At 64.9% G+C, this 25,527-nt stretch carries 26 protein-coding genes; 13 read left to right on the forward strand and 13 right to left on the reverse strand.

Annotation, left to right across the window (positions count from 1 at the left end; genetic code table 11):
* Positions 1 to 14: 14 nt before the first annotated feature.
* Positions 15 to 296: a PsiF family protein gene (locus P0R31_RS22595; protein WP_275516369.1), complete on the reverse strand. Its 282-nt coding sequence runs from the start codon at positions 294 to 296 to the stop codon at positions 15 to 17.
* Positions 297 to 496: 200 nt separating this feature from the next.
* On the opposite strand from P0R31_RS22595, the gene P0R31_RS22600 reads away from it, so the two are divergent.
* Positions 497 to 979 carry a hypothetical protein gene (locus P0R31_RS22600; RefSeq protein ID WP_275516371.1) on the forward strand — a complete coding sequence of 161 codons (483 nt, stop codon included), beginning with the start codon at positions 497 to 499 and terminating at the stop codon, positions 977 to 979.
* Between the two features lie 124 nt (positions 980 to 1,103).
* Here the strand turns inward: P0R31_RS22600 and P0R31_RS22605 are convergent, their stop codons facing one another.
* On the reverse strand, positions 1,104 to 1,652 hold the full coding sequence (locus tag P0R31_RS22605) for a TetR/AcrR family transcriptional regulator (RefSeq protein ID WP_275516372.1): 549 nt from the start codon (positions 1,650 to 1,652) through the stop codon (positions 1,104 to 1,106).
* A gap of 103 nt (positions 1,653 to 1,755) precedes the next feature.
* Between P0R31_RS22605 and P0R31_RS22610 the strand changes: the two genes are divergently transcribed.
* The 5 genes from P0R31_RS22610 to P0R31_RS22630 all read left to right on the forward strand — a co-directional run bounded on the left by P0R31_RS22610 (position 1,756) and on the right by P0R31_RS22630 (position 4,551).
* Positions 1,756 to 2,184, forward strand: a complete 429-nt coding sequence (locus P0R31_RS22610; protein ID WP_275516373.1) for an acyl-CoA thioesterase — start codon at positions 1,756 to 1,758, stop codon at positions 2,182 to 2,184.
* A gap of 3 nt (positions 2,185 to 2,187) precedes the next feature.
* Positions 2,188 to 2,631, forward strand: coding sequence for a PaaI family thioesterase (locus P0R31_RS22615; protein WP_275516375.1), 444 nt, complete (start codon positions 2,188 to 2,190; stop codon positions 2,629 to 2,631).
* Between the two features lie 70 nt (positions 2,632 to 2,701).
* A complete protein-coding gene (locus P0R31_RS22620) occupies positions 2,702 to 3,085 on the forward strand; it encodes a CidA/LrgA family protein (RefSeq protein WP_275516376.1) in 384 nt (127 codons plus the stop codon).
* Entirely contained in the window at positions 3,082 to 3,804 is a 723-nt protein-coding gene (locus P0R31_RS22625) for an LrgB family protein (RefSeq protein ID WP_275516377.1), read from the forward strand. The genes P0R31_RS22620 and P0R31_RS22625 overlap by 4 nt, the downstream gene beginning before the upstream one ends.
* Positions 3,805 to 3,891: 87 nt before the next feature.
* Entirely contained in the window at positions 3,892 to 4,551 is a 660-nt protein-coding gene (locus P0R31_RS22630; protein WP_275516378.1) for a DsbA family protein, read from the forward strand.
* 81 nt (positions 4,552 to 4,632) lie between these two features.
* On the opposite strand, the gene P0R31_RS22635 is transcribed toward P0R31_RS22630, so the two are convergent.
* From P0R31_RS22635 to P0R31_RS22645, 3 genes are all read right to left on the reverse strand, one after another.
* Positions 4,633 to 4,839: a hypothetical protein gene (locus P0R31_RS22635; RefSeq protein WP_128265907.1), complete on the reverse strand. Its 207-nt coding sequence runs from the start codon at positions 4,837 to 4,839 to the stop codon at positions 4,633 to 4,635.
* A gap of 81 nt (positions 4,840 to 4,920) precedes the next feature.
* Positions 4,921 to 5,991, reverse strand: coding sequence for a phospholipase (locus P0R31_RS22640; RefSeq protein WP_275516380.1), 1,071 nt, complete (start codon positions 5,989 to 5,991; stop codon positions 4,921 to 4,923).
* Positions 5,992 to 6,019: 28 nt separating this feature from the next.
* Positions 6,020 to 6,991 (reverse strand): S1C family serine protease, encoded by a 972-nt coding sequence (locus tag P0R31_RS22645; protein WP_275516381.1) that lies wholly within the window; start codon positions 6,989 to 6,991, stop codon positions 6,020 to 6,022.
* A gap of 265 nt (positions 6,992 to 7,256) precedes the next feature.
* On the opposite strand from P0R31_RS22645, the gene P0R31_RS22650 reads away from it, so the two are divergent.
* From P0R31_RS22650 to P0R31_RS22675, 6 genes are all read left to right on the forward strand, one after another.
* Positions 7,257 to 8,675, forward strand: coding sequence for a M20 family metallopeptidase (locus P0R31_RS22650; protein ID WP_275516382.1), 1,419 nt, complete (start codon positions 7,257 to 7,259; stop codon positions 8,673 to 8,675).
* Between the two features lie 259 nt (positions 8,676 to 8,934).
* On the forward strand, positions 8,935 to 10,725 hold the full coding sequence (locus P0R31_RS22655; RefSeq protein ID WP_275516384.1) for a peptide ABC transporter substrate-binding protein: 1,791 nt from the start codon (positions 8,935 to 8,937) through the stop codon (positions 10,723 to 10,725).
* Positions 10,726 to 10,751: 26 nt separating this feature from the next.
* Complete coding sequence (locus P0R31_RS22660; protein WP_025033623.1) at positions 10,752 to 11,711, forward strand: ABC transporter permease; 960 nt, start codon at positions 10,752 to 10,754, stop codon at positions 11,709 to 11,711.
* Complete coding sequence (locus P0R31_RS22665; protein ID WP_035996800.1) at positions 11,677 to 12,594, forward strand: ABC transporter permease; 918 nt, start codon at positions 11,677 to 11,679, stop codon at positions 12,592 to 12,594. The genes P0R31_RS22660 and P0R31_RS22665 overlap by 35 nt, the downstream gene beginning before the upstream one ends.
* Positions 12,594 to 13,589, forward strand: coding sequence for an ABC transporter ATP-binding protein (locus P0R31_RS22670; protein WP_036040321.1), 996 nt, complete (start codon positions 12,594 to 12,596; stop codon positions 13,587 to 13,589). Before P0R31_RS22665 ends, P0R31_RS22670 begins: the two co-directional genes overlap by 1 nt.
* Positions 13,586 to 14,554 (forward strand): ABC transporter ATP-binding protein, encoded by a 969-nt coding sequence (locus tag P0R31_RS22675; RefSeq protein WP_275516385.1) that lies wholly within the window; start codon positions 13,586 to 13,588, stop codon positions 14,552 to 14,554. Before P0R31_RS22670 ends, P0R31_RS22675 begins: the two co-directional genes overlap by 4 nt.
* Positions 14,555 to 14,596: 42 nt before the next feature.
* On the opposite strand, the gene P0R31_RS22680 is transcribed toward P0R31_RS22675, so the two are convergent.
* Both P0R31_RS22680 and P0R31_RS22685 read right to left on the reverse strand, forming a co-directional pair.
* A complete protein-coding gene (locus tag P0R31_RS22680) occupies positions 14,597 to 16,501 on the reverse strand; it encodes a sensor domain-containing diguanylate cyclase (protein ID WP_275516387.1) in 1,905 nt (634 codons plus the stop codon).
* Between the two features lie 160 nt (positions 16,502 to 16,661).
* The gene (locus P0R31_RS22685) at positions 16,662 to 16,883 is read right to left on the reverse strand and encodes a dodecin (protein ID WP_275516388.1); all 222 of its coding nucleotides are present in this window, start codon (positions 16,881 to 16,883) and stop codon (positions 16,662 to 16,664) included.
* Between the two features lie 144 nt (positions 16,884 to 17,027).
* Here P0R31_RS22685 and P0R31_RS22690 point away from each other — a divergent pair, with 144 nt between their 5' ends.
* A complete protein-coding gene (locus P0R31_RS22690) occupies positions 17,028 to 17,909 on the forward strand; it encodes a DMT family transporter (protein ID WP_275516390.1) in 882 nt (293 codons plus the stop codon).
* Between the two features lie 20 nt (positions 17,910 to 17,929).
* Here the strand turns inward: P0R31_RS22690 and P0R31_RS22695 are convergent, their stop codons facing one another.
* The 6 genes from P0R31_RS22695 to P0R31_RS22720 form a co-directional block, all read right to left on the reverse strand.
* Positions 17,930 to 18,487, reverse strand: a complete 558-nt coding sequence (locus P0R31_RS22695; RefSeq protein WP_025033554.1) for an HNH endonuclease — start codon at positions 18,485 to 18,487, stop codon at positions 17,930 to 17,932.
* A gap of 200 nt (positions 18,488 to 18,687) precedes the next feature.
* A complete protein-coding gene (locus P0R31_RS22700; protein WP_275516392.1) occupies positions 18,688 to 19,665 on the reverse strand; it encodes a peptidyl-alpha-hydroxyglycine alpha-amidating lyase family protein in 978 nt (325 codons plus the stop codon).
* A 149-nt stretch (positions 19,666 to 19,814) separates the two neighbouring features.
* Entirely contained in the window at positions 19,815 to 21,578 is a 1,764-nt protein-coding gene (locus P0R31_RS22705; RefSeq protein ID WP_275516393.1) for a flavin-containing monooxygenase, read from the reverse strand.
* A gap of 162 nt (positions 21,579 to 21,740) precedes the next feature.
* Positions 21,741 to 23,267: an acyl-CoA synthetase gene (locus tag P0R31_RS22710; protein ID WP_275516395.1), complete on the reverse strand. Its 1,527-nt coding sequence runs from the start codon at positions 23,265 to 23,267 to the stop codon at positions 21,741 to 21,743.
* 22 nt (positions 23,268 to 23,289) lie between these two features.
* A complete protein-coding gene (locus tag P0R31_RS22715) occupies positions 23,290 to 24,474 on the reverse strand; it encodes an ABC transporter substrate-binding protein (RefSeq protein ID WP_275516396.1) in 1,185 nt (394 codons plus the stop codon).
* 50 nt (positions 24,475 to 24,524) lie between these two features.
* Positions 24,525 to 25,499: an NAD(P)H-dependent flavin oxidoreductase gene (locus P0R31_RS22720; RefSeq protein WP_275516397.1), complete on the reverse strand. Its 975-nt coding sequence runs from the start codon at positions 25,497 to 25,499 to the stop codon at positions 24,525 to 24,527.
* Between the last annotated feature and the right edge of the window lie 28 nt (positions 25,500 to 25,527).

Raw genomic sequence — 25,527 nt, forward strand, 5'->3', positions numbered from 1 at the left:
GAATCGTGACGGGCTTATTTCTTGTCGGCTGCGGGAGCGGCGGCTGCGCTGCCGGCCTTCGCCTCCTTTTTGCATTCGCGACGGAATTTCTTGCGCTCCTTCCCCTTCAATCCCTTGGCGTCCGCCTGCTTGGAGCATTCCAGCGATTCCGCCGATCGCTCCTTCATTGCCTTCTTGTCGTCAACAGTGGCGGCACTGTCGGTCTTGGCGGCCGGCGCGGCGGTCTGTGCGAAAGCGGTGCCGGTGACGAGCAGGGAGGCGAGAGCAACGGCGGCGAGGCGGGACGTGAAGGTCATGTGGTGCACTCTGCTTGCGAGAATTGCGAAGGGCTGGAACGTTGGCTCGCGTTGCTGAACGCGACATGAATGAGTTGAGCGGCAGGATCACTATATTTTGCCGGCGCAACTCATCGCATCCTTGTCGCAAGCGGCCGGCACGCTAGGATAGCAATCCTCAATTCACTTCCGTCGGGGAAGATCAAGCAGGAGACCCAGGGATGACCATTCAGACGAAATTGTTGTATGCGATCGCAGCGTCCGGTGTCGCGGCATTGCTGACGAGCGCGCCGGCACAGGCACTGACCGCGCAGGAGTGCAGCGCAAAGTACCAGGCCGCCAAGAAGGACGGTACGCTCGGCACCATGAAGTGGAATGACTTCCGCAAGGCCCAATGCGGTGCCGATGCGACGCCCGCCGCTGCGCCGACTGCGGCTGCGCCCACAGCTCCCGCGGAGCCGAAGCAGGCCAAGAAGGAAGAGGCACCGGCCGCCGCGCCGGCCCTGCCGGCCGGTCCTGCGGTCTACCCGAACGCGGTCGATCCGAAATATGCCAAGGAGACGCCCGGCAAGGCGCGCCTGCACACCTGCGTCGACCAGTACAATGCCAACAAGACCACCAACGGCAACGGCGGCTTGAAATGGATTCAGAAAGGCGGCGGCTATTACAGCGAGTGCACCAAGAAGCTGAAGGGCGCCGCCTGAGCTCCGCATTGCTGCGAAGGCCGGAGCAACGCTCCGGCCAATTCGCCTGAAGCGTCGGGCATGATCTTTTCGGAAGGCCGCTGCACACCTTGCGCTTGCGCGGCCCTTGGGGTCCGGATCATGCTCAGTCGAGCAGCTTCTCGGCAGATTTCGCCACGAGCTGCGACCGCTTGCGCGGACCGCTCTCGACGAACAACAGGCTCTGGCCGAAGATGAAGCAGTAGAACAGGAAGGCCTGCGCGTCGGCCTCCTCGGTCGCAAGGCCGGTCGCGCGATAGAGGTCGCCGACGTGCCTGAGCCGAGCCGCGTCGACGCTCGCCACCGCCGCCGCGGCATTGTCGTCCGAGCGGGCCCATTGCCGGATCGCAAGCTCGATCGCCATCCCTTCCGGATTGAGCCGCTCGGAATAGAGCTGGATCATCGCCCTTAGCCGCTCGCGGGGCGCTTGCCCGTCGAGGCTTGTCTGCTGCGCGATCGCGGCGATGCGGCCCTTGCGCCAGGCTTCGAGCATGGTCTCGAGCAGTGCGGCGCGGTCGGCGAAGCGGCGGTAGAAGCCGCCCTTGGTGACGCCGAGATTCTTGGCGAGCACCTCGACCCGCACGCCCTCCGCCCCTGCGCGGGCGAGCTCGGCAAATCCAGCCTCGACCCAGACGTCGCCCTTGCCGTCGCTCATGAAGGAAACCTCACCCGGTCCTGATACGGTGCCGTATTGCTAACGCGACACGGGTTTGATACGCTACCGTATCAAGAAGGACGAAAATGCGGGAGGAAATGCGATGGAGCAGGAGGCGACCTATCGCGGCACGGTCTATCCGTGGCAATGCGACCATGTCGGGCACATGAACATCATGTGGTATGTCGGCAAGTTCGACGAGGCCAATTGGAATCTGTTCGCCCGCCTCGGCCTGACGCCGAGCTATTTGCGCATCTCCGGCCGCGGCATGGCCGCGATGCAGCAGAACATCGCCTACAAGCGCGAGCTGCTCGCCGGCGACATCGTCGAGATCCGCAGCCATCTGCTCGAGATCAGGGACAAGTCGATCCGATTCCGGCACGACATGACGAATGCCGAGACCGGCGAGCTCGCCGCGACGTGCGAGATCACGGGCGTGCACATGGATCGTCAGCTCCGCAAGTCCGCCCCGTTCGCCGATTGCATTCGCAAAGCTGCCTTGAAGCATCTTGCCGAACCAGCCGAGGTGTGAGCCATGGCCGCATTCGAGCCGAAAAACCCGGGCTATCGCGCGGCGACCATCGCCATGTTCGATGCTCAACCGGCGATGCGCACGCTCGGTATCGTGATCGTCCGTCTCGCGCCGGGCGAGGTCGAGCTGGCGATGCTGCATGCGCCGGCCTTCACGCAGCAGAACGGTTTCATCCATGCTGGCATCATCACGGCCGGGCTCGACAACGCCTGCGGCGTTGCGGCCTTCAGCTTGATGCCGGCGGAGGCCGGTATCCTCACCGTCGAATTCAAGACCACGCTGCTCGCGCCCGCCCGCGGCGAGCGTTTCGTCTTCAAGGCCGAAGTGGTCAAGCCCGGCCGCACGCTGACCTTCTGCGAGGCAAAAGCCTACGCCGAGCATGACGGCAAGACCACGCTGATCGCCATGATGAGCGGGACCTTGATGGCGATGCTGCCGGCGGCTTAGTTGAGCCGGGCGCGTCCCGCGCATAGCGGCGATTGACAAGCGTGCCAGCGCATCCCTTGATGAGATGGTCATGCTTGCAAGTCTCGGCCTCATCCTGCTCTGCCAATTGATCGGCGAAGCCGTTGCGCGCGGCCTCGGCCTGCCGTTGCCGGGACCCGTGCTGGGCCTCCTGCTGCTCTTGATCCTGCTGATGACGCGGGACCGCTTTACGCTGCTCGCGCGCGGGCCGCTGCGCAATGACGGTGTCGAGACGGCGAGCAAGGGCCTGCTGGCCCATCTCTCGCTATTATTCGTGCCGGCCGGTGTCGGCGTGGTGCAGAAGCTCGATTTGCACGCCTCTCACGGTATCGCGATCACCCTTGTGCTCGCGCTGTCTGTGGTGGTCACGCTGCTTGCGACCGTGCTGACCTTTCGCCTCGTCAGCCGCCTGTTGAGGCAACAGGACGCGCGATGAAGGACAATCCGTTCTCGCTGTGGGTCTATCTTTCGCAATCGCCACTGCTGTGGCTGACCGTAACGCTGCTGGTCTATGCAACCACGGACGCGGTCTCGCTGGCGACGCGGCGCCATCCGCTGTGCAATCCCGTGCTGCACGCGGTGTGGATCATCGGCGCGTTCCTGCTCCTGACCGGTACCTCCTACACGACCTATTTCGCCGGCGCGCAGTTCGTGCACTTCCTGCTCGGGCCTGCGACGGTCGCGCTCGCCGTGCCGCTCTACGAGAACCGCAAGCGCGTGGTCGCATCGATCGTGCCGATGCTGGTGGCGCTGATCGTGGGATCGGTCGCGGCGGTGGTGTCTGTGGTGCTGCTGGCCGAGCTCGCCGGACTGCCGCGCGATGTCGTGCTGTCGCTGGCGCCGAAATCGGTCACCGCAGGCGTCGCCATGGGTATCGCCGAATCCCTGCACGCCGATCCTTCGCTGGCGGCGGTCGCCGTGATCCTCACCGGCATCATGGGCGCAATTATCGTGACGCCGTTGATGAACCGCACCGGCATCACCGATTACCGGGCCCGCGGCTTTGCCGCCGGCCTTGCTGCGCATGGCATCGGCACCGCCCGCGCGTTCCAGGTCGACGAGATCGCCGGCGTGTTTTCCGGCATCGCCATGAGCCTGAACGCTCTGGTGACCTCGTTCCTGGTGCCGGTGGCGGTCACACTGCTGGTGCGATGACATCGCCGCCGCGACACTCTATATGTTCGGTAACAATTCCCGGTCTCGATCCGTATTGATGGAGATGGGACCGAAACGGGACGAGATATGGCTGGATTCACGAATAAGGGCCTTGTGCCGACGCGACGCGTGGCGCTGATGCTGATCGGGGCGGGCGCGCTTGCGGCGGGTGGCATCACCTCTGCGCGCGCCGCCACCGGCGATGACGAGGTGCTGACCGAAGCCAAGGTGCTGCGCGATCCCGACACGCCGGTCGCAGGCAATCCCGACGGCAACATCACCATCGTCGAATGGTCTGACTACAATTGTCCCTATTGCCGCAAGCTCGAGCCCGAGCTGCGCCAGGTGGTCCAGGACGACGGCAAGGTGCGGCTGGTCATGAAGGACTGGCCGATCCTCGGGCCGGTTTCGGTCACCGCGGCGCGGAGCGCGCTGGCGGCCAAGTTCCAGGGCAAGTATCACCAGGCCCATGACGCCCTGATCGGCGTCAGCTCGCGCCTGACCGAGCCGCGCATCAACGAGCTGCTCGCGGCTGCCGGGGTCGACATGGACCGCTTGAAGCGCGATCTCACCGGCCACGCCAAGGACATCGACGCCATCCTCAAGCGCAACAACGAGCAGGCTGAAGCTTTCGGCTTCCAGGGCACCCCATCCTTCATCGTGGGCAAGTATCGCGTGCCCGGCGCGCTCAGCATGACCGAGTTCGAGCAGGTCATCGCCGACGCCCGCAAGGCCAAGATGAACTGACCGCGGCGATATTTCAGGACGCAATACAAAGGCGCCGTCGCGGATCTGCGACGGCGCCTCGTTCATGTCGATCGGACGAAATTACTTCGACGAGATCCGGACCCAGTCCTTGTGCGCGCGATCGCGCAGCGCATCCCAATCGGCCTTGGCGACGTCCCAGTTCACGATGGTGCGGTTGGTGGTCGCGACCTCGCCTTTGGCGACTGACGACGTCTGCATGGAATCATAGACGTAGACGCCGCCCGCAAGCAGCAACGCGCCCAGGATCATTCCGAAAAAAGTCTGCATGGCGAACCTCCGGTGACGGGCGATAACGTCGGCCCGGAGTGATGGTTCCGCGACCATGCGGCGCATTCAAGGAGAGGTTGTTCATTTTCCATTCAGCCATTCCATCAGCTCCGCATTGATCTCGCGCGGATAGGTGTGGCTGAGGTCGTCGATCTCGCGATAGGTGACTTGGGCACCGGCGGTGGACAGCGCCGCCTGCGTCTGCCGTGCGGTCTGCACCGGAAACATCCAGTCGAGCTTGCCGTGAGTGATGAAGATAGGCAGGCCTTGCAGGCGCGTCGCGTCGGCCATTTCCGCCATCAGCGGATGGAAGGTCGCTGCAACAGGGGCGAGATGCGTGAAGGGCGAGGCGCCGTGGAGGCCGGTGACGTAGCAGAAGGTGCCGCCGTCGCTCATGCCTGTCAGCAGCATGCGCGCGGGGTCGATCCGCCAGCGGCCGCGCACAGTATCGATGATGCGCATGAGGTTCGGTGTGTCGGTGTCGTCGCCCATCAGCGCCCAGGTCGGGCCGGTCGCGGTCGGCGCCACCAGGATCGCCCCGAGACTGCGGGCGTCGCGGAGCCAGCTACACAGAAAGCCGCGTCCGTTGCCACTGCCGCCATGCAGAGCCATCACCAGCGGCATGGCACGCTCGGGCGAATAATATTCGGGGACATAGACCGAGAAGCCGCCGCGGCTGCCAGGCTCGTTGTGGTCGTGGAAGATGCCGGTATCTACGCTCGCGCTGGCTTGGAGCCGCGACAACAAATCCGCATTGTCGCGATTGGCGGCGTTGAAGAAGAAGCCGCTCACGGGCGGAAACTGCGCGGCCAGCGGATAGAGCGCCTCCTGCGCGCGCGGGACGTGGCGCAGGGCGCGGAACACCGCGACGAGATCGCCATGGCCACGCTCGACCTCACGAATGCCGGCAAAGGCAGCGAGCGTCTCGCCGCAGGCGCGATCGAGCCGGTCGCGCAGCCCGGCGAACTGCTCCGGCCAATCCCCGATTGCTGCGTGCGCCGTCTGCAGCGCCTCGTCCGGCGTGCCGATCGCATCCATCACCGAGGCGAAAGCCGGCGGATGCAGATGCCGCTGGAAGAAGCCGAGTGCTTCCAGCGCGTTGAGCAGCGGCGGCAGCACGGCCACGATGTCGTCCACCACGGCCTCGGTCATCGCCTGCTTTCCTCAAAGCCTTTTTGGATCAGTGCAGCTTCGGCGCCTTCAGCAGCTTGAAGCGATCGGTCGACGTCACGGTGACGTCGAAGGTGACGCCTTCGTGATGAACGGTGAGCGGCACGTCGACGCCGGCGGCGCCGAGCGCCCACATCTTCTTGTAGAAGGCGGTCTGGCTCGTCACCTTGTCACCGTTCACGGCGAGAATGACGTCGCCGGTCTTGAGCTCGGCGCGGGCGGCCGGGCCATTGCCGGAGATCCCGATCACCACCACGCGGTTGTCGATCTCGGTCGAGTAGAGTCCGAGCCAGGGCCGTGCCGGCTTGTTGACACGGCCGAATTTGCGCAAGTCGTCCAGGACCGGCTTCAAGAGGTCGATCGGCACGATCATGTTGACGTGCTCGGCCTCGCCGTCACGTTCGCGATCGAGCTGGAGCGAGCCGATGCCGATCAGCTCGCCGCGTTCGTTGAGCAGCGCCGTACCGCCCCAGTTCGGATGTGCGGGCGCGGTGAAGATGGCCTCGTCCAGCAGATATTCCCAGTAACCGGCGAATTCCTGCTTGGCCACGACCTGGCTCGCGACCGAGCGCGTGCGTCCGCCGGCGCCGCCGACCACGACGCGGTCGCCGATCCGTGTCGCCGCCGACGAGCCGAGCGTCAGCGGCGCAATGTCGAGCTGGCCGAGCGCTTGCACCAGCCCGAACCCGGTCTCGGAATCGAAGCCGAGCGCATGGCCCTCCACCACGCGTCCGTCGGCGCGGTGCAGCCAGACCGACTCTGCCTCGGTGATGAGATAACCTATCGTGAGCACCAGGCCGTCATCGATCACGACGCCGTTGCCGGCGCGTTCGGTGCCCAGCGTCTCGGCACTGAAGGCGTCCGGAGGGATGATGGCGTGCAGGCCGACGACGGAGCCGAGCGCGCGGTCGAGATCGAAACCATAGTCGCTCGCCCGCGGCTGGTTCGCCGGCGGCACTCTCCATTCGGTCAGAGCGCTCATGGAGTTCTCCTGGCTGAGAGCATCGCTCCGGCAAGGCTGGCGAAGCGACGCGCGAAGCACGCCTAATTTAGGCCGGAGCAGGCCGTCTTGAAAGCCTCGTTCCCAACTATTCGGGAGAACGCCGCGTGAAATCTTGGAAAGGCCTGGAAACACATCGTCATCTGATCCGGCAGCATGGCTGCTGTCCGGCGCGGTGCTAGGCGCCGTGCAGTGAAGCTGCTAACCATTGCCGCCTCGTTTGACCAAGGGATCACGGACGACAAGCATGGACAACCGCAGCGACATCTGGCGTGGCATCGACACGATCAAGGCACGCTTCATCGACCTCAGCGACAGGGTCTGGGGCATGCCTGAGGTCTGCTACACCGAGGCGCGGTCCGCCGCCGAGCATCTCGCCGAGCTGCGTCATCAGGGATTCCGCATCACCGAGAACGTCGCCGGCATCCCGACTGCGCTGATCGGCGAGTGGGGCGAGGGCGGTCCGGTCATTGCCTTCATGGGCGAGTACGATGCGCTGCCGGGCCTCAGCCAGGAGGCGGGTGTCGCCGAGCATCGCCCGATCGAAACCGGCGGCCATGGCCATGGTTGCGGTCACAACCTGCTCGGTTCCGCAGCGCTGCTCGCCGCGACCGCGGTGAAGGACTGGCTGGCCGCGAACAAGGTGCCCGGCCGGGTGCGCTATTACGGCTGTCCGGCGGAGGAAGGCGGCGCGGCCAAGGCCTTCATGGTGCGCTCCGGCGCGTTCGAGGACGCCGACATCGCCATCACCTGGCACCCGCACAGCTTTTGGGAAGTGGCGGTGACGCCCTCGCTTGCGAATACGCGCGCGGATTTCATCTTCACCGGCCGCACTTCGCATGCGGCGGCCTCGCCGCATCTCGGCCGTTCGGCGCTCGATGCGGTGGAATTGATGAATGTCGGCGTGAACTACATGCGCGAGCACATGCCGAGCGACGCGCGCGTGCACTATGCCCTGCTCGACACCGGCGGCATCGCGCCGAACGTGGTGCAGGCCCATGCCCGCGTGCGCTATTCGATCCGCGCGCGCGATCTTCCCGGCATGAACGAGTTGGTCGAGCGTGTGTCCAAGATCGCGCAAGGCGCGGCGTTGATGACCGAGACCAAGGTCGAGATGAAGATCATCTCCGCGGTCTCCAACATCCTGCCGAACACGCCGCTGGAGCAGGCGCTGCATCAGGTCATGGAAGAGCTCGGACCGCCGCATTTCGACGATGCGGACAAGAGCTTTGCCGGCCAGATCCGTGCGACCTTGAGCGACAAGGATATCGCCTCGGTCTATTACGCGATCGGCATGGAGCCGACCGATCGGCCGCTGGCCGACTTCCTGGTGCCGCTCGATGCCAAGCGCAACCCGCTGGTCGGCTCCACCGATGTCGGCGACGTGAGCTGGGTGGTGCCGACCGTGCAGGTGCACGCACCGACGGTTGCAATCGGCACGCCCTTCCACACCTGGCAGGTGGTGGCGCAGGGCAAGAGCCCGCACGCGCACAAGGCCATGGTGCAGGCCGCCAAGGCGATGGCAGGTCTCGGCATCAAGGCGTTGACGGAACCGGAGCTGATCAAGGTTGCCAAGGCGGATCTCCAGAAGCGGACGGCCCGCACTCCTTACGTCTGTCCGTTGCCGGATCACGTCGCGCCGCCGCTCGACATGTCCGTGGCGTAGGAGTTCGCCTCGATACTTCGTCTGATCCAGCGAACAAATTTTCCGCAGTGCAGCGCGCAATCCAGCAGATTTTGATGCTGGATTGCCGAACGGATGGGCTGCGGAGCGCAATTTTGCCCAACGGACAGCCAATAGACCGTTTGCATACACACGGTCCCAGTTGACGTGCACCCCATTCGGTGTGCCATCTACCGCCAGCCAAACCCGGCGGTCGCGAGCGGCCGCCTGCATCCATGTCGGAACCAGACGGGGGACAACCATGCTGGACAAAGAGCTGCGTTCGATGATCGGTCAGGTGAAGGACGGGCGGATGGACCGCCGCGCCTTCGTCAAGCGCCTCGCTGCGGTCGGTCTCACCGCTCCCCTGGCCAACCAGCTCCTCGCGCTCGGCGGCGTTGCCATGGCGCAGAGCCCCGCGGTCTACAAGCCGACCAAGCGCGGGGGTGGTGGCCCTCTCAAGGTGCTGTGGTGGCAGGGGCCGACGCTTCTCAATCCGCATTTCGCCACCGGCACCAAGGACCAGGACGGATCGCGGCTGTTCTACGAACCGCTCGCCAGCTGGGACGCCGACGGCAATCTCAACCCGATCCTCGCTGCAGAGATTCCCTCGCTTGCAAACGGCGGTCTTGCCGCCGATGCCAAATCGGTGGTCTGGAAAATCAAGCCGGGAGTGAAATGGCACGATGGCAAGCCGCTGACTGCCGACGACTTCGTGTTTACCTGGCAATACGCCAGCGATCCCGCCACGGCTGCCGTCACTATCAGCACCTATGGTGAAATCACGGTCGAGAAGGTCAGCGATCTTTCGATTCGCATCCTGTTCAAGACCCCGACGCCGTTCTGGGCCAACGCGTTCGTCGGCGCTTATGGATGCGTTCTCCCCAAGCATCTGTTTGCCGACTATAAAGGCTCGAAGTCCCGCGAAGCGCCGAACAATCTGGCCCCGGTGGGCACCGGTCCCTACAAGTTCGTCGAGTTCAAGCCGGGCGACGTGGTCCGCGGCGAGCTCAATCCAGACTATCATATGCCCAACCGTCCGCATTTCGACACGATCGAGATGAAGGGCGGCGGCGATGCCGTCTCGGCGGCGCGCGCGGTGATCCAGACCGGCGAATTCGATTTCGCCTGGAACATGCAGGTCGAAGACGACGTGCTGCTGCGTCTGGAGAAGGGCGGTAAGGGCAAGACCGTCTATGCCACCGGCGGCGACATCGAGTTCATTGCGATCAATTTCACCGATCCGAACGTCGAGATCGACGGCGAACGGTCCTCGATGAAGACCAAGCACCCGATCTTCTCCGATCCGAACGTGCGCAAGGCGCTCGCCCTGCTCGTCGACCGCGACTCCGTCAAGAAGGCGATCTATGGTCGGGCCGGCCGCACCACGGCCAACTACCTCAACGGCCCCGAGAAGTTCGTCTCCAAGAACACCTCGTGGGAGTTCAACGTCGAGAAGGCGTCGAAGATGCTCGATGACGCCGGCTGGAAGGTTGGCGCCGACGGCATCCGCGAGAAGGACGGCAAGAAATTCAAGCTTCTGTACCAGACCTCGACCAACGGTCCGCGCCAGAAGACCCAGGCCATCGTCAAGCAGGCCTGTCAGAAGGCCGGCATCGACGTGGAGCTGAAATCGGTCGTCGCCTCGGTCTTCTTCTCGTCCGACGTCGCCAACCCGGACACCTACCCCAAGTTCTATGCCGACATCGAGGAGTTCCAGATCCCGATGACGCAGCCCGATCCGGCCCTGCACATGCGGCGCTACATCTCCGCCAATGTGGCCACCAAGGAGAACAAATGGCAGGGGCAGAACTTCCCGCGCTACGTCAACAAGGAGTATGATGACGCCATTGCTGCGGCTGAGACCGAGACCGATCCAGTCAAGCGCGCCGCGCTCTACATCAAGTGCAACGACCTGTTGTGGCAGGACACCGTGTTCATTCCGGTGATGCATCGCCTGCTGGTGGATGCCTGCTCCAACACGTTGCGGCCGGCGCTCTCGGGCTGGGCCAATCGGACCGATAACCTCCAGGACTGGTACCGGGAGGCATGAGCGCAGGCTAGACGGGATTCTTCCCTATGAGTCAGTATGTCCTGCGTCGCCTCCTGATTGCCGTTCCAAGCCTGCTGGCGATTTCGCTGGTGCTGTTCGTCGTGCTTGCGCTCGCGCCCGGCGATCCGTTCTCCGAACTGGCCACCAATCCGAACGTGCCGCCCGAAGTGCAGGCGGCACTCCGGGCCAAGTTCGGTCTCGACGATCCGATCTACCTCCGCTACCTGCACTGGCTCAACGCCATGTTGCACGGCGACTGGGGCTTCTCCTTCGTCAGCCGGATGAACGTCGACACGCTGATCCTCCAGCGCCTGCCCGCCACGCTCTACGTGATCGGCTCGGCGCAGATCCTGGCGCTGCTGATCGCGATTCCGGTCGGCGTCTATGCCGCGACCAGGCCGTATTCGCTGTTCGACCAAATCGCGAATACGCTCGCCTTTGTCGGCTTTTCGCTGCCGACCTTCTTCACCGGCATCCTGTTCATCCTGATCTTCTCGGTCACGCTGGACTGGCTGCCTTTCGTCTACACCACCGACATCAAGGCCACCGGCATCCGCTGGGTGCTGGAGATGATCCGTCAGGCGATCATGCCGGTGGCGGTGCTCGGCCTGTTCCAGGCGGCATCGATGACGCGCTTCGTGCGCTCGGCGATGCTCGACGTCATCCGGCTCGATTACGTCACCACGGCGCGGGCCAAGGGCCTCGGCCAGACCACGGTGATCATCAAGCACGTGATGCGCAACGCCATGATCCCCGTGGTCACGCTGATCGCGTTGCAGATGCCCGCGGTGTTCGGCGGCGCCATCGTCACCGAGCAGATCTTCCGCATTCCCGGCATCGGCTCGCTGCTGATCTCCTCCATCCTTTCCAACGACACGCCGGTGGTGATGGCCGTCACCTTCGTCTTCGCGTGCCTCGTGGTGCTGTTCAATCTGATCGCGGACGTGCTTTATGGCTGGCTTGACCCTCGCATCTCCCTCCGCTGAGCGGCGCGCCTATTCGCCCTGGCGCGAAGCATGGCGGCGTTACAGCCGCCACCGGCTCGCGGTGGTCAGCGCTGTCCTGCTCCTCATCCTGGTGCTCGCCGTCGTGCTTGGGCCGTTCGTGTGGCGTGTGAAGATCAACGAGATCGACATTGTCGCGGGGCTACAGGGACCCTCGCTCGCCCATCCCTTCGGCACCGACGATCTCGGCCAGGACATTCTGGCGCGCATGATCTATGGCGGCCGCATCTCACTCGCGGTCGGGCTCGCCGCGATGCTGGTCGCTGTCATCATCGGCACAGTGATCGGCGCGCTCGCCGGTATGTCGCGCGGCGCGCTCGGACACGGATTGATGTGGCTCACCGACCTGTTCCTGTCGCTGCCGCAGCTGCCGCTGCTGCTGCTGCTGATCTATCTGTTCCGCGACGGGCTGAAGCAGGTGTTCGGGCCCGAAGGCGGCATCTTCATCTTGATCGTGCTTGTGATCGGAGGTCTGCGCTGGATGCCGGTGGCGCGGCTGGTGCGTGCCCAGTTCTTGTCGCTCCGCGAAAAGGAGTTCGTCGAAGCCGCCCGTGCGCTCGGTGCCAGTCCGGTGCGGCAGGTGGTACGGCACATCCTGCCCAATGCGGTCGGCCCGGTGATCATCGCCGGCACCATCGACGTCGCCGCCGCGATCATCGCGGAATCGACGCTGTCCTTCCTCGGCCTCGGCTTCCCGCCGGATACCCCGACCTGGGGCCGGCTGCTGTTTGACGCCAAGGATTTTCTCGACATCGGCCCGCACTGGGCGCTGTTTCCGGGCGGCGCGATCTTCGTCGCGGTGGTGGCCATCAACTTCATCGGCGACGGTCTGCGCGACGCGCTCGATGCGCGACGGGTGATCTGATGGCGCCGCTGCTCGAGATCAAGGGCCTGAAAACCCACTTCTCCACGGACGACGGCATCCTCCAGGCCGTCGACGGTGTCGACATCTCCATCAACAAGGGCGAGACGCTCTGCGTCGTCGGCGAATCCGGCTGCGGCAAGACCGTGACCGCGATGTCGATCCTGAAGCTGATCGCAATGCCGCCGGGCCGGATCGCGGCGGGCCAGATCATCTTCGAGGGGCGCGATCTGGTGCCGCTGACCAGCAACCAGCTCGACGAGATCAGGGCGAAGGAGATCGGCTTCATCTTCCAAGAGCCGATGACCTCGCTCAATCCGGTGCTCACCATCGGCGAGCAGATCGCAGAGAGCCTGCGGCGGCACGAAGCGGTGACCAGGAAGCAGGCGCTCGAGCGCACCATCGAGATGCTGAAACTGGTGCAGATCCCGAACGCCGAAGGCCGCGTGCACAATTATCCGCATCAGTTTTCCGGCGGCATGCGCCAGCGCGTGATGATCGCGATGGCGCTCGCCTGCAAGCCGAAGCTGATCATCGCCGACGAACCCACCACCGCGCTCGACGTCACCATCCAGGCGCAGATCCTCGACCTTTTGCAGGACATGAAGGACCGCTTCGGCATGGCGGTGATGCTGATCACCCATGCCATGGGCGTCGTCGCCGAGACCGCGCAGCGCGTCGTCGTGATGTATGCCGGCAAGGTGGTGGAGGAGGCGCCGGTCGACGATCTCTTCGGCGATCCCCGTCACCCCTATACGCAAGGCCTGATCCGCTCGATCCCGCGCATCGATCTCGACAGCGAGCACAAGACGCGGCTCGAGGCGATCGGCGGCTCTGTGCCGATCCTGATCAACCCGCCGGTCGGCTGCCGCTTCGCGCCGCGCTGCAAGTTCGCCATGAATGTCTGCACCGAGAAGGAGCCGCTGCTGCGCGAGATCGCGCCCGGTCACCGCATGGCCTGTCATCTCGGAGATACCAGCGTGGGAGCCGCGTCATGAGCGAGCCCTTGCTCCGCGTCAGCGGCCTGAAGAAACATTTCCCGGTGCTCGGCGGCCTCTTGTCGCGCCAGGTCGGCACCGTCTATGCGGTCGACGGCGTGTCGTTCTCGGTCAACCGCGGCGAGACGCTCGGCCTCGTCGGCGAATCCGGTTGCGGCAAGTCGACGACCGGGCGCTGCGTGCTGCGCCTGATCGAGCCGACCGACGGCGAGGTCACTTTCGACGGCCAGGACGTACGCAAGCTCGGCGGCAACGATCTGCGCGCGATGCGGCGGAACATGCAGCTGGTGTTCCAGGATCCGTTTGCCTCGCTCAATCCGCGCATGACGGTCGGCGCCATCCTCGGCGAGGCCTTCACCATCCACAATCTCGCCGCCTCCTCGAAAGAGCGCGAGGAGCGCGTTGCGGGGCTTCTGGTCAAGGTCGGGCTCAAGGCCGAGCACATGCGGCGCTATCCGCATGAATTCTCCGGCGGCCAACGCCAGCGCATCGTGATCGCGCGCGCGCTCGCGGTCGAGCCGAAGCTGATCGTCTGCGACGAGCCGGTCTCCGCGCTCGACGTGTCGATCCAGGCCCAGGTCATCAACCTCCTGGAGGATCTCCAGGCCGAACTGAACCTGACCTATCTGTTCGTCGCGCACGATCTCTCGGTGGTCGAGCACATCTCCGATCGCGTCGCGGTGATGTATCTCGGCCGCATCGTCGAGCTCGCGAAAGCCAGCGACCTCTACCGCAACCCGCAGCATCCCTACACCAGGGCGCTGCTGTCGGCGGTGCCAGTACCAGATCCAAAGCTCAAGCGTGAACGCATCCGCCTCAAGGGCGACGTGCCGAGCCCGATGAAGCCGCCCTCCGGCTGTCATTTCCACACCCGCTGTCCGATCGCCCAGCCGCGCTGCGCGGAAAGCGCGCCGCCGCTGAAGGAGGGCGCGGGCGGCCATTTCGTGGCGTGCCACTTGGCGTAGACAATGAGTCCATAGCGCGGACGACAAATCCGGCCAATCAGTTCACGCGCTTTTCGCGGGCCAAGCTATCACCTGGCCCGACATCACCAGCCGGTCTCGGCCGCTGTCCTTGGCGACGTAGAGCGCACGGTCGGCGGCGGCGACCAGCATGTTACAGTCCATCGCAGTCTGGGACGGAAGAGCCGCGGCGCCGCCGACGCTCGCCGTCACCAGCCGGGAAGGCGGATTTTGCGCATGCAGCATGGCGAGATCGTGCAGCGCCTGGCGAATCGCTTCGCCGACCTCGGCGCAGCCTTCAGGGCCGGTGTTCGGCAGCAGCACGGCGAATTCCTCGCCACCATAGCGCGCCGCGAGGTCGGCCGGACGCTTGGCCTGGGCGGATAGGATCCGGCCCAGCGCGCGAAGGCAGGCATCGCCCGCCAGATGCCCGTAAAGGTCGTTGAATTTCTTGAAATGATCGACATCGATCAGCAGCAGCGAGAGCTGCGTTCCGTCGCGCCTCGCCCGCGCCCATTCGTCGGCAAGGTGATCGTCGAAGGCGCGACGGTTGGCGAGGCCGGTGAGACCGTCGGTGGTTGCCAGCGAGGCGAGCCTGTCCTGAAGATCCTTCTGTTCGGTCATGTCGCGCACGACTGCGACGACGCCGTCGATCACGCCGCTGTCGGACGCCACGGTCACGTGTAGCGCGGCCTCGGCCCAGATCTCGCCTTTGTCGCGATGACGCTGCCGATAGACGAACCGCGCTTCCTCCGCCTCGCCATTCTTCAGCGCGGCGATGGCCTGCTCGACCCGTTCCATGTCCTCGGCGTGGATGCCGGCCAGCGCCGAGGTGCCCAGCAGCTCTTCCGCCGGCCAGCCGGTGATGCGCGCGCAGGAGGGAGAGACGTAGAGCAGCCGGTTATCCAGCCCGATGCGGGTCACCATGTCGCTGGATTGCTCGGCCAGCAGGCGGAAATTGGCTTCCTTGGCGATGAGGGCCTGTGCCGTGCGCTGCCGCTGCAGCAGCTGACGGACGAGATAGTAGCCGATCACCGCGATCAGGAGGACGAGCCCGAGGACGAAGCTCATGCGTGCTGTCGCCGCGCGCCGCCAGGGGGCGAGCACGTCGTCCTGCGACTTGCTCGCCAGCACCATCAGCGGATAGCGGCTGCTGCGCTTGTAATAGCTCAGCCGCTCCACGCCATCGAGCGGCGACCTGAAATAATAGACCGCCGCGGCGGGGCGGCTCTTCCAACTCCTGAACAGGGGCGCATCGGACAGGTCGCGTCCGACGAAGGCACCGCTCTCGTCGCGGCTGCGTGCCAGCATGATGCCGTTGTCGTTGAGCAGAGATGCCGAACCGTTCGGTCCGATATCGAACCGCTCGTAGAACTTGACGAAATAGCTGACATCGATCGTGAGCAGGGCAACGCCGGCGAAGCCGCCGTCGGAATCGTTGATCCGGCGGGAAGCCGTGATGATCCACTGGCCGCCGGAGCGGCTCTTGACGGGCCGCCCGATCAGCGTGCCCCTCTCCGGAGAATCGCGATGGCGCTGGAAATATTCGCGGTCGCTGTTGTTGAGCTTGGAGAAGTCGAGCCGCTCCGTCGTGGCCAGCCAGCGGCCGGTCGCATCATAGATGAAGATGCCGCGGATGCGGTCCGATGATTTGCGGGTCGGCAGATAGGCCTGGAGTTTCGTAATCGTGTCCGCACCCGTCCCGTCGATTTCGAGCCGGTGGACCAGCCCGACAAGAATCGTATCGGCAAGCTCGAACGTGTCGTCCGCATGCTGAATCAGCGAATGAGCAACGTTGGTGACGTCGATCTCGGCGTTCCTCAGATCGGCGTTGCGCGCCTCCCATTCGCGCCAGGCGCTCAGGCCAAGGATGGCCACGCAAGTCAGCACGACGAATCCGGCCGCCCAGAGCGGAAGGCGCGTTTTGCCGAGTTCGCGGCTCGTGACCATCAGGCGTGCTCCAAATCGGAGCAAACCTCTCACTTTCGCCTTAACGGCCTGTTGCAATATCCGTGATGATTGTGCGGGGTCCGTACTGGGGCCGTGGAACCGTCGGTATCTTGGTTCATTCGCATCAGCGGGACCTTAGCCACGCTCCAGCCAAACGGCCTCATTCCTCGAGCGTGAAGCCGACGCGCAACGTGACCTGATAGTGACCGATGGCGCCGTTCTCGATGTGGCCGCGCGTCTGCACCACCTCGAACCACCTCATCTCGCGAATGGTCGTCGAGGCGCGGCTGATGGCGTTCTTGATCGCGTCCTCGATCGAGGTCTCGGACGATCCGACCAGGTCCAGGATCTTGTAGACATGGTCTTTCTCAGCTGCAGGCATGATGGCCTCCCTCGGTTGCGCTGCACGCGTCGGCGCGTGTGCTCTCACTTGAACGGGCGCCAGGCAGTCCGGTTCCGTCCCGCCAACGGCCCGCATGCACCAGCCGAGGTGGAGCGGCAGGCGCGGGCCTGCTAAGCGCTATCCATGGATTCGGCGCGACGCGACAGGACGATCGGCTCTCTCTGCCTGTGCGTAACGGCGTTCGGCTGGGCGCTGAACTGGCCGCTGATGAAGCTGTTGCTGCAGCAATGGCCGCCACTGTTCGCCCGTGGCCTCGCCGGCGTCTGCGCCTCGCTCATTCTCGGCGCCCTGGTGCTGAGCCGGAAGGAATCCTTCGCAGTTCCGCGCGAGGCGGTGCCGCGGCTGTTGTTTGCCACCTTCACCAACGTCTTGGCCTGGATGGGTCTCGGCACGGTCGCGATGAAATATGTGAGCGTGAGCGAGGGCGCGCTGCTCGCCTATACGATGCCGATCTGGGCGATGCTGTTCGCCTGGCCGGTGCTGCATACGCGGCCGGCGCGACGGGATGTTTTCGGGCTGGTCCTCGGCATTGCCGGCGTCACGCTGCTCCTGAGCGGCAACGGTCTTGCGTTCAGCACCGACAAGCTGGTCGGCATTGTGCTCGCACTGCTCTGCGCCATCCTGTTCGCGCTCGGCAACGTGCTGAACCGCAAGCCGCTGCCGATGCCGCCGCTGGTCGTCGTCGCCTGGCAGGTCGGGCTCGGCTGCGCCACGATGCTGGTCCTCGGCGTGCTGTTCGAGCGCCCCGACCTCACCGCCATCACTCCGCTGGGGCTCGGCTGCTTCGTCTACATGACGCTGGTGCCGATGGGCCTCTGCTACGTCACCTGGTTCGAGACGCTGCGCCGTCTGCCCCCGACCACGGCTTCGACCGGCATGTTGATCGTGCCCGTGATCGGCGTCGTCTCCGCCGCCATCATTTTGGGCGAGCCGCTCGGTTACCGCGAATGGGCGGCGATGGCGCTCACGCTCGGCGGCGTGACGCTCGCCTTGCAGCGGGGATAGCTGAGCGCGCTGGTTCGCACCTACGGATCCAGCTCCGTATCCCAGTACAGATAGTCGAGCCAGCTGTCGTGCAGATAGTTCGGCGGAAACAGCCGGCCATTGCGGTGGAGCTGGTGCACGGTCGGTGCGAACGCCGTCTGGCGCGGAAACATTTTGGCTTGCGCCGGGGTGAGGTTGCCCTTGCGCAAATTACACGGCGAGCACGCCGCGACCACGTTCTCCCAGGTGGTCTGGCCGCCTTTGCTGCGCGGGATGATGTGATCGAAGGTGAGGTCTTCGGGCGAGCCGCAATATTGGCAGGCGAAACGATCGCGCAGGAAGACGTTGAAGCGGGTGAAGGCGGGGTGGGTGGTCGGCTTGACGAAGGATTTGAGCGAGACGACGCTGGGCAGCTGCATTTCCAGCGTGGGACTTCGAACCGCCTGATCGTAATGTGCGACGATGTTGACGCGGTCGAGGAACACCGCCTTGATCGCGTCTTGCCACGACCACAACGACAGTGGGTAATAACTCAGCGGCCGGAAGTCCGCATTCAGCACCAACACCGGCCAACTGCCTTGCGAGACATGTGCGTTCAAGTAACGCTCCCGGCCTCCAATATACGCTGCGAAGCAGCATGTAGTGACATACTACATGCAGCGTGACGGGATTGTGAAGCCCGTTGAGCGACTTATTCAAGCGCAAGCAATGCGGCGGCGGGGTGGCAAACGTGCTCAAAAAGCCGCGATCCCGGGGGCGCGCGGAACCTCCCCGGCGTAGGCTGCCTGTGCCATGGCAGCTACTCCCGTACCCGCTCCAGCTTCTGCAGGCACCGCGTCGCGCGCACCGCGGCTGGCATCTCCTCGTCCGGAAAGCTGGTCGTCCAATTGGTGACGCCGACCTCGCCGACATAGATGTCACCCCTTGAGTCCAGTGCGAGCCCATGCGGCGCGAGGAATTTGCCGCGGGCAACGCCCGGGCCCTCCTCGCCGCCGAGCCGTGCGATGCGTTTGCCCTGTGCATCGACGATCGACAGCCGCGGGCCGAGATTGGGCACATTGCGGTTGATGGCAAGGCCGGGGCCGAGCTCGCCGATGACGAAGGTCGGGCTCTTGGCCCCGCCGCAGCAGCACAGCGCGCAGGGCCGGTGCAGATTGTTCCACTGCGTCTCGTATTTGCCCTCGCCGTCGAACACCTGGACGCGGTGGTTCTCGCGATCGGCGACATAGACCCAGCCGTCGGCATCGGTGGCGATATTGTGCACGATATTGAACTGGCCGGGGTCGGTGCCGGGCTCGCCCCAGCTCTTGATCAGCTTGCCGTCAGGGGTGAACTTGTGCACGCGCGCATTGCCATAGCCGTCGGAAACGTAGATCTCGCCCTTCGGCGACAGTGCGGTGTGGGTGCAGCGGTGGAACGGTTCGCCGCTCATGAACGGCGCCGGCTTTGCCGGGATGCCGATCGTCAGCAGCACCTTGCCGTCGGTGGTGCATTTGCGCACGGTATGGTCGCCGTCGTCGGTGCAATAAAGATTGTCGTCGGCGTCGATATGCAGGCCGTGCGCGCGCGAGAACAGGCCTTCGCCAAAACTGCGCAGGAAATTGCCCTCGCGATCCAGCACCACCATCGGATGGGCGCCGCGGTTGAAGACGTAGACGCGGTCCTTGCTGTCGACCGCGACCGAGGCGACGTCGGTGAGCTGCCAGCCGTCCGGCAATTTCGCGAAGTTGTCGACGACGCGGTAGCGGTGCTCGCCGGTGCCGAGAATGGCTGGCATGGGTGGTCTCTCCTCTTGTCATTCCGGGGCGCGACGAAGTCGTGAACTATGATGCGCAATTGCGCATCTGAGAATCCATTGTGCAGCAGGTTTCGCGGTTGGATAGATTCCGGGCTCGCGCTTCGCGCGCCCCGGAATGACAGCTGTAGCTATACTCGCCCCAAAATCCCTTCCTCGACCGCCTTGATCTGCAGCGCCAGATATTTCGAGTTGATCCGGCATTGCGCGAGGCTCCCGGCGATGAACCAGAGGCCGGGCTGCTTGGTGCGCGCATACATGTTGCGCAGCTCGAAGCCGTCGCCGAACCCCCAGATCGGACCGACGCGGGCGGCGATGGCCTCGCCGAACAGCTGCCGCACCAGATATTCCTGCGGCTTGTAGCCGGTCGAGAGCACGATCAGGTCGGCGGCAATCATCGAGCCGTCCTTCATCTGCGCGCCCTCCGCAACGAAGCTGTTGATGTCGGAAAACTGCCTGAGCTTGATCTTGCCCTCGACGATCAGGTCGGAGCAGCCGACGTTGAAATAATAACCGCCGCCGCGGGTGAGGTATCTGAATTGCCAGCCGGTGCCGGCCTCGCCGAAATCGAGCTTGAAGCCGACGCGCGAGAGGCCGTCGAGCAGCTCCTTGTCGAGCTGCTTCGACTGCTCGGTCAGCATCACATGCGTCTTCCTCGCGAGCGGCGTCGGCATCGCGGCTGCGATCAGGTCGTTGTCCTCGAGCGTGCCTTCGTTGTAGGTGGCATAAGCGAGCTGCGCCGACGGCTCGATGTTGGTCACGAGTGTGGGCGAACGCTGCACCAGCGTCACCTCGGCGCCGCTGGAATGAAGATCCTGCGCGATGTCGTGACCGCTGTTGCCGGTGCCGATGACGATGGCACGCTTGCCGGTCCAGTTCTCGCCGTCCTCGTAACGGCTGGAATGCAGCAGCGTGCCCTTGAAATTGTCGAGCGTCGGAATGTCAGGAATATTGGCGATGCCGCTGACCCCGGTCGCCATGATCACATGGCGCGGATGCATGGTGCGCCTGCTGCCGTCGGCGCTCCGCAGCGTGACGGTCCAGTGGCGCTTCGCCTCATCATAGGCGCCGCCCTCGAACTCGGTGCCGGTCCAGAAATTCAGCTCCATGGCATCGACATAGGCCTCGAACCAGTTGGCGAGCTTGTCCTTGGGGATATAGACCGGCCAGTTCGGCGGAAACGGCATATAGGGCAGGTGATTGACCTGCACCTGGTTGTGCAGGGTCAGTGCGTGATAGCGCTTGCGCCAATTGTCGCCGATCCGCATCTCGCGATCGACAATCAGCGTATCGACCTTCAGCTGCTTCAGCCGCGCGGCAATCGCGAGCCCGGCCTGGCCGCCGCCGACCACCAGCACGGCCGGATCGTGGTCGGCATAGGCGCGCGCAGCGTTGCGCTGGTCGAGCCAGTTCGGCCCGCGGAAGTCGCGCGAATAGGCCTGGCCGCGCGGCCGCGAGGTGCCGAGCTGTTCCTCGAAGCCCTTGAGCTCGTCGAGCGCGGTCAGCAGCGTCCATGCCTTCAGGCGGTCGCCGTCGGCAGGATCAGGCACGAGCCGCACGATGCCGTTGCCGCGACCGATCGCGGTCTCGAAGTTGAAGATCGCCTCGATGCAGTTGGTGGCGGCGCGCGTCACCCGGCGCGGCAGCGCCCGGTTCGGTGCGATCTTGAAATTGGTCGGCTCTGCCTTGGACGCGAGCGCGGCCAGCGCTTGCGCAATCGTCTCGCGCCCGGCGAGCGTTTGCAGGTTCCAGCTCAGCGCCAGCACGTCGCGCCAGAAGCCGTCGGCGAGGAAGAGCGGGCCCAGCGTCGCGGGATCAGGTCTGCTTAAGGTGCGCTCGAAATCGTCGAGCCAGGCCTGTGCGGCGATGGAAATATCCTGCGTCCGGTCCAGCATGCGCGACCTCATGGCCGTCTTCGCGGCGTTTCCTCGGAGATCGAACGCTATACGGTTTCGCCGCCCGCCAAAAGCCGCGAACCGCGCGAGGCCGGCATGCAGCCCTGCCCGGACGGAATATGGCCCGGAATTCCGCGCGTGCGGACGCGGCCGCAGAACGACTTAAGCGCCGCCCGGCCTGTGCTCGGCCCAATAGGGATCGCGCAGCTTGCGCTTGAAGATCTTTCCGGTCGCCTCGCGGGGCAGCGCATCCAGGAACTTGACCTCCTTCGGCACCTTGAAGTTGGCCAGACGCTCGCGCAAGAAAGCCTGCACCGCGGCGGCCGAGAGCTGCTCGGCCCTGTCGGGCTCGATGCAGGCGCACAGCCGCTCGCCATATTCCGCGTCCGGGATGCCGAACACGGCGCAATCGCGCACGCCGGGCATCGCGATCAACACGTTCTCGATCTCGGCGGGATAGATGTTGACGCCGCCCGAGATCACCATGTCGCGCTTGCGGTCGCACAGGAACAGATAGCCGTCCTCGTCGAGATAGCCGACGTCGCCGACGCTGACGAGACCGTCGCGGCCGGCCTCGGCGCGCGCCTGCGCCTTGCCGTGATAGTCGAAATCCGGCACCGCGGTCTGGCGCATATAGATCTCGCCGACCTCATTGACATCGCAGAGGCTGCCGTCGTCGCGAAAGATCTTGACGATGCCGCCTTCGATGGCGCGGCCGACGGTGCCGGGCTTCTTCAGCGCCTCTTCGGCCGAGTGCCAAACCGGGATGCCGGTCTCGGTCGAGCCGAAATATTCGTTGATGACCGGTCCCCACCACTCGATCATGGCCCGCTTCACCTCGGACGGGCAGGGCGCCGCGCCGTGCACAACGAAGCGCAGCGACGACAGGTCGTAGCGCTGCCGGACCGCTTCGGGCAGGCGCAGCAGACGGACGAACATGGTCGGCACCATGTGGATATGGGTCACACGGTGGCGCTCGATCAACGCCAGCAGCTCCTCGGCGTCGAAGCGCGGCTGAAGCACGATCGTGCAACCGTTGCGGAACGCCATCATGCCGTAGGAATGCGGCGCCGAGTGATACATCGGCCCGTTGATCAGCACGACCTGGCCCTCGCGCGGCTTGAGGCCATAGGCGATCGCGCCGACCCGCTCGGAGGCAGCGGCCTGCTCCGGCTGCATCGGCATGCGGCGCACGCCCTTCGGCATGCCCGTGGTCCCCGACGTGTAGATCATCGCCGCGGCCCGGCGCGGCGGCTCCTGCATCTCGGTGTGGCCGTCGCGCCAGCGGTCCCAATCGGTGAGATCCGCCGGGATTTCGGTCAGCTCATGGGGAATGGCGAAGGTCGCCGCCAGCTCGGGCGGGGTCGCGACCACGAGCAGGCGAACATCCTCCGGAATGCCGCCCCGGATTTGCGGCAGTAGGTCGGCGTGGCAGATCAGGATCTTCGCGCCGCTGTCGGTCAGGATGTAGCGGACCTCCTCGGCCTTCAGGTGCCAGTTGATTGGCACCACGGGGCTGCCCAGTGCGGCCGAGGCCGCGACCACCTCGAACAAGGCGAAGTCGTTGCGCAGCATCATGGCGACCGGCGCGCCTTCGGCAAGGCCGAGGGCGCGCAGCCCGCTCGCCGCGCGTCTGATGCGCGCCTGGATCTCGTCATAGCCGATCCGGCGTTCGCCGCTGATGATCATGGTCTGTCCTATTCCGTTCGAGTCAGCGATCGTCCAGCACGTCGCCGAAGCCGACCCAGCTCTTGCCGTTGAAGCGCCGCAGCTGCAGCTGCTGGAACGGCAGATAGTCGTCGGCGGCGGTGCTGACGGATATGCCGGGCAGCAGCAGCGGCAGCTTCACCTCCTTCAGCGAGGCGGACTGGCGCATGATGTTGTCGCGGCTGAAATCGTCCTTGCACGCCTTCAGCACCGTCATCAGCAGCGTCGCGTAGTGGTAGCCGGCCGCATAATTGGAGTTGGAGAGGTCCGCATTCGGCATGTACTGCTTCATGAAGGCGAAATACTCCTTCACGCCGGGATCGCTGGCCCATTGCGGGTCCATCGTGTCCTTCTGGTTGCTCGACGAGATCAGGCCGACGGCGTTGTCGAGCCCGGCCGGCTCCAGAAACGAGATCGACGAGGCCGAGGTCGGCACGAAGAACAGCTCGGGCTTCCAGCCGAGCTCGGCGACGCCCTTTATCATCTGCGAGGTGAACTTGCCGAGCACGACGCCAAACAGCACGTCGGCCCCCGACGCCTTCAGGGTCGACAGCTGCGAGCTGATCGTCGGTGCGCTGGTCTCGTAGGTCGCTTCCGCAACGATCATGCCGGCAGCCTTGTCGCCGAGCGCGCGCTTGAAGCCGGCGACGTAGTCGCGGCCGAAATCGTCGTTCTGGGAGAGGATGGCGATCTTGGCGCCCGGCTTGGTGCGCAGCACATGCTTGGCATAGACCACGCCTTCGGATTCATAGGCGGCCATGCCGGGCATGGTCCATGGGTATTTCTGCGGGTCGGCCCATTTGGTCGCGCCGGAGAGCACGAACAGCTGCGGCACCTTCTTGCCGTTGAGGTAGCGCTGCACGGCGCTGTTGGTTGCGGTGCCGAGCGAGCCGAACAGCATCAGCACCTCGTCCTGCTCGACGAGCTTGCGGGTCTGCTCAACCGTCTTCGGCGGCGAATAGGCGTCGTCCAGCGTGATGAACTTGACCTTGCGGCCGTTGATGCCGCCTTCGGCATTGATCTTCTCGAAGAACGCCTCCTGCGTCCGGCCGATCGCGCCGAAGCCGGAGGCCGGGCCGCTATAGGGCAGGGTCTGTCCGATCCGGATCTCGTCACTGCCTTCGGCATGGGCGCCGCCACCGGCGAGCGCCAGCAGAGACAGGCCGATCAATGTGGCTGCCAGCTTCATGATGTCCTCCCGTTTTATTGTCAGTCCAATCCTGTTGTCGGACCGCGCCGTCAGGCGCTGACGCGCATCAGGAAATCCTGCCTCGCCTGATCGAATTCACGCTTCATGCGGTCGACGAGCTCCGCGACGGGCGGGGCATCGGTGATCTGGCCGATGCCCTGGCCCGATCCCCAGATGTCGCGCCACGCCTTGGATTTCATGTTGCCGCCGGAGCCGAAGTTCATCTTCGATTTGTCGGCGGCGGGGAGATTGTCCGGATCGAGGCCGGCGGCAGCGATCGACGGGCCGAGATAATTGCCGTGCACGCCGGTGAACAGGTTGGTGTAGACGATGTCGTGCGCGGCGTGCTGCGTCAGCGCCGACTTGTAGGCCCCGTCCGCATTGGCTTCCTGCGTCGCGATGAAGCGCGTGCCCATATAGGCGAGGTCGGCGCCCAGCGTCAGCGCCGAGGCGATGCCATAGCCGTCGCTGATCGCGCCCGACAGCAGGACGGCGCCGTCGAACCATTGCTTGACCTCGCGCACCAGCGCAAAGGGCGACAGCGTGCCGGCGTGTCCGCCCGCACCGGCGCAGACCAGGATCAGGCCGTCGACGCCCTGCTCGGCCGCCTTGCGCGCGTGCTTGACGTTGATGACGTCGTGGAACACCAGCCCACCATAGGAATGCGCGGCCTCGACGATCTCAGCCGGCGGCCGCAGCGAGGTGATGATGATGGGCGCCTTGTGCTTGACGCAGGTCTCCATGTCCTTCATCAGCCGGTCGTTGGAGGCATGGCAGATCTGGTTGACGGCGTAGGGCGCGACCTTCTTGCCGGGATTGCGCGATTTGTATTCGCCGAGCTCGTCCTCGATCCGGCTCAGCCATTCGCCGAGCTTCTCGACCGGGCGGGCATTGAGCGCGGGAAAGGAGCCGACGACGCCCGCCTTGCACTGGGCGATCACCAGTTCCGGGCCGGAGACGATGAACAGCGGCGAGCCGACCACGGGCAGCTCGAGCGAATCCTTCAAGAGTGTGGGCAGTGCCATCATGTCCTCCCGAAACGCAGCCCCGCCC

This window comes from Bradyrhizobium yuanmingense, assembly GCF_029167105.1.
Taxonomy (GTDB): Bacteria; Pseudomonadota; Alphaproteobacteria; order Rhizobiales; family Xanthobacteraceae; genus Bradyrhizobium; species Bradyrhizobium yuanmingense_A.